The following is a 3174-nucleotide window of genomic DNA, read 5'->3' on the forward strand; positions in this document are numbered from 1 at the left end:
ATGGGCAATTTCACCAAAGGTTTCGATCTCGGCCCACCAACCGCCGCGATGTCCCAGACAAATCTGATCGACGCCAAGCGGTTCAGGGATAATCACATGCTGCACGCGGCTCGGGTCGAAAAAACCCTTTTCCGCCAGGTAAGCAACGCCGCCATAGCCGCCGCTTTCTTCGTCCGCTGTACCGCTGATTTCAATCGCACCAGCGTAGTCGGGGCATTCTTCAACAAACGCTTCAGCCGCGATCACCGATGCGGCCAATCCGCCCTTCATATCGCAAGCGCCGCGCCCATAAACCTTGCCATCCTTCAACTCGCCGCCGAATGGATCGAATGTCCAACCGAGCCCGACCTCGACGACATCAATATGACTGTTGAAATGAACGCATTCGCCAACGCGCGTTCCTTCGCGGCGACACACGACGTTCCAACGGGGGTATTTCGTGCAATCACCCGGCGCACCTTCCGCGCGGACCATTTCCATTGAAAACCCATGCTGGGCCAAGCGTTCGCCAAGGAACGCGCAAATCTCGCGGTAGTTTTCGCCAGGAGGGTTGAGCGTCGGAATGCGAATCAAATCTTGGGTCAACGCGATCAAATCATCACGTTTCGATTCTATTCGTGCGGCCAGTCGGGCTTGTAGATCGCTCATCACCATACTCCTGTCAGTAAAAAGCAGAGTGACGCGGCGACGCATGTCTTGCAAGACCCGACGCCGCGTGCCAACTAAGCAGTGTTCTCAGGGCAGGGTGAAAGTCCCTACCGGCGGTGATAGCCCGCGAGCGCCTTTGCCTATGTGTAGAGGGTCAGCAGACTTTGGTGGAATTCCAAGGCCGACGGTGAAAGTCCGGATGAAAGAGAGCGGTGCGTGTGCCCTTTGGGGCGGGCGTACTAACTATGCTCTGGGGCTTTTGTACGTCTAAAACAAAGGTTCCAAAATGACGAAACTTCTGAAAATTGCGTTTATCAAAGCGCGCTGGCATGCCGACATCGTAGATCAAGCGCTTGTCGGGTTTGAAGCAGATATGGACAAGGTCGATGCGACTGTTCAGATCACATCCTTTGACGTGCCGGGCGCGTTTGAGATGCCATTGCTTGCCAAAAAATTAGGCGCATCTGGTGAATATGACGCCATTGTGTGTGCGGCGTTGGTCGTGGATGGCGGTATCTACCGTCACGATTTCGTGGCTGCTGCTGTGGTCAATGGGCTAATGGAGGCGCAGATGAGCACGGGTGTTCCGACATTCTCCGTTTCGCTAACCCCGCATCACTTCCAACCGACCGATGAGCACATCGGTTTTTACACCGATCACTTCGTTAAAAAGGGTGCAGAGGCGGCGCATGCGGTGCGCCAAACTCTTGAGCACTACGTCTAACGCAAACGAAATAGCGGGGCTGGTCCAAGTGGGATCGGCCCCAGTTTCATCTGGCCGTTTTCTAAATCCAGCGGCAGATCGAGCGTGTTACGATTGCCCGATAGGCTAGAGAGCAGGTTCAAACCTTGTTCAATCGGTCTCACCAACTGGCTTGGTATCGCGCCACTGGCTTCGCTGATCGCAAGAATGTCGCGCCAGTTCTGCGCTTTGACCGTAATCTTGCCGCTTGCACGCCCCTGCGCATCCACATCGAATCCACCAGCAAGACGCAGCTCTAACTGACCCCACTTTGCTTCAATCAATTTGACATCAATGCGCGTCGGTTGTGGGCGTTTGTTTTGCAAAGCGTCCAAATCCCAAGCGGCATCGAAGGCCGCCGTCGCATCCACGCGCGCATATTGTAGCGCCTCTGGCAGGATGCCCACCTCAAGACGGATGCCCTTTGGTTGGGGCAGGGACACGTCCTTGAGATCAACGCCAAAGTGATAGGTGTTCACTGAAGCAGGCACCAGCTCCACGGCAACTAGCGCTTTACTGGCTGCAAAAGTGTCGCCGCTGTCCATCTGTATCGCTAACGTTTCTGTCACATAGTTGGCTTTTTCTAAAGCAAGCGATGTGTTTTTCTTAACGATAAGTGAGGCGCGCATATCTTCGCTGGTGATCGCTGCCTTGCCCAATGGGTTGCTCAGGCTTTGCTTATTTGGCCAAACCGCGATCAGATGCTCTGGCTTATAGCTCAGAGCGAAAATCTGCAGGAATGGCGCGGTGTAGGCGACACCCGTGTCAGGGTCCGCGAGAGAAATATCTGTGATTGTTGTATCAAAGCGGCTCGGAAACCCCTTTGTTTCGATGCTTTGATAATCGGAAACCCAACCTTCAGAACGGCGATCGTCGAACCATTGCTCAAACCCACCCTTTGCGCCGCTAGAACCAACAAACCAATAGCCCGCATAGAGCGCAGCCGCAGTCGTAATCACAATTAACAGTCGTTTCATGTCTTTTCCTTCGCACTTAGCTCGTATCTAAGGCAGGTGAGTTTAAAGGACCAGTGACATGACGATGTGGGTATTTGGATATGGGTCACTTTTGTGGCACCCGGGATTTGAAATCGACGATCAGCAAGTCGGCGTGATGCATGACTATGCGCGCAGCTTTTGCATGCGCTCCATCCATCATCGTGGAACGGTCGAGCGTCCCGGTTTGGTGTTGGCACTGGACGAAATGAAAGGCGCGCGCTGTGAGGGCGTCGCGTTTCGCGTGAAAGCGGGCGATGAAACGCAAACGCTAGAATATCTGCGCGAGCGCGAATTGATATCATCCGCCTACCTCGAACGCATTCTACCCGTGCACCTGAAAAATGGCGACGTGATCGAGGCCGTGACTTACATCATCGACCCTGATCACGCCCAATACTGCCACCTTGATCTGGAAGAGCAAGCACAGGCGATCACCCACGCTATAGGGGATAAGGGGCCAAACCCCGAATATCTGCACAATACTGCGCAACATTTGGTCGATTTGGGTATCGAAGACCCCGATTTGAACTGGCTTTCGATCCGCGTGAAAGCGCTTTGTTCATAACTCTTGGCTTGTTGCTGTAACATGCGTATTCTGTTGCCTAATTAGAAACGTGTCAGGAGCCGTCCCCTTGGACAAGCCAGACCGCGAGGTTCGCGCGCAGTTCTCGCAGCCATATCGACAAATCTTGTCGATGCTATTTGTGATTGGCCTTGTCGGGGCAGGAGCATTCGTGGCTTTGCCACGCGTGCTACCTATCTTTTTGGCCAACCCTTGGCTGAACG

The 3174-nt window shown here is 53.9% G+C and carries 4 protein-coding genes, 1 pseudogene and 1 riboswitch; of the genes and pseudogenes, 3 read left to right on the forward strand and 2 right to left on the reverse strand.

Translation table 11 applies throughout. From position 1 onward, the window contains the following. Nucleotides 1–648: M20/M25/M40 family metallo-hydrolase (locus ABJQ89_RS18805; RefSeq protein ID WP_348497689.1), on the reverse strand; the 648-nt coding region annotated here is incomplete at its 3' end. A 79-nt stretch (nucleotides 649–727) separates the two neighbouring features. Beyond that, nucleotides 728–863, forward strand: a riboswitch (FMN riboswitch). A 71-nt stretch (nucleotides 864–934) separates the two neighbouring features. Between ABJQ89_RS18805 and ABJQ89_RS18810 the strand changes: the two genes are divergently transcribed. Beyond that, the gene (locus tag ABJQ89_RS18810; protein ID WP_348497690.1) at nucleotides 935–1372 is read left to right on the forward strand and encodes a 6,7-dimethyl-8-ribityllumazine synthase; all 438 of its coding nucleotides are present in this window, start codon (nucleotides 935–937) and stop codon (nucleotides 1370–1372) included. Here ABJQ89_RS18810 and ABJQ89_RS18815 read toward each other — a convergent pair. Continuing rightward, nucleotides 1369–2367, reverse strand: a complete 999-nt coding sequence (locus ABJQ89_RS18815) for a DUF2125 domain-containing protein (protein WP_348497691.1) — start codon at nucleotides 2365–2367, stop codon at nucleotides 1369–1371. The two genes, ABJQ89_RS18810 and ABJQ89_RS18815, sit on opposite strands and share 4 nt — an antisense overlap. 58 nt (nucleotides 2368–2425) lie before the next feature. Between ABJQ89_RS18815 and ABJQ89_RS18820 the strand changes: the two genes are divergently transcribed. Together ABJQ89_RS18820 and ABJQ89_RS18825 are read left to right on the forward strand one after the other, a co-directional pair. Then, on the forward strand, nucleotides 2426–2953 hold the full coding sequence (locus ABJQ89_RS18820) for a gamma-glutamylcyclotransferase (protein WP_348497692.1): 528 nt from the start codon (nucleotides 2426–2428) through the stop codon (nucleotides 2951–2953). Between the two features lie 67 nt (nucleotides 2954–3020). Then, a pseudogene (locus ABJQ89_RS18825) lies at nucleotides 3021–3174 on the forward strand (biopolymer transporter ExbB); the annotation flags it as partial.

Source organism: Planktotalea sp., assembly GCF_039984035.1.
Lineage (GTDB): Bacteria > Pseudomonadota > Alphaproteobacteria > Rhodobacterales > Rhodobacteraceae > Planktotalea.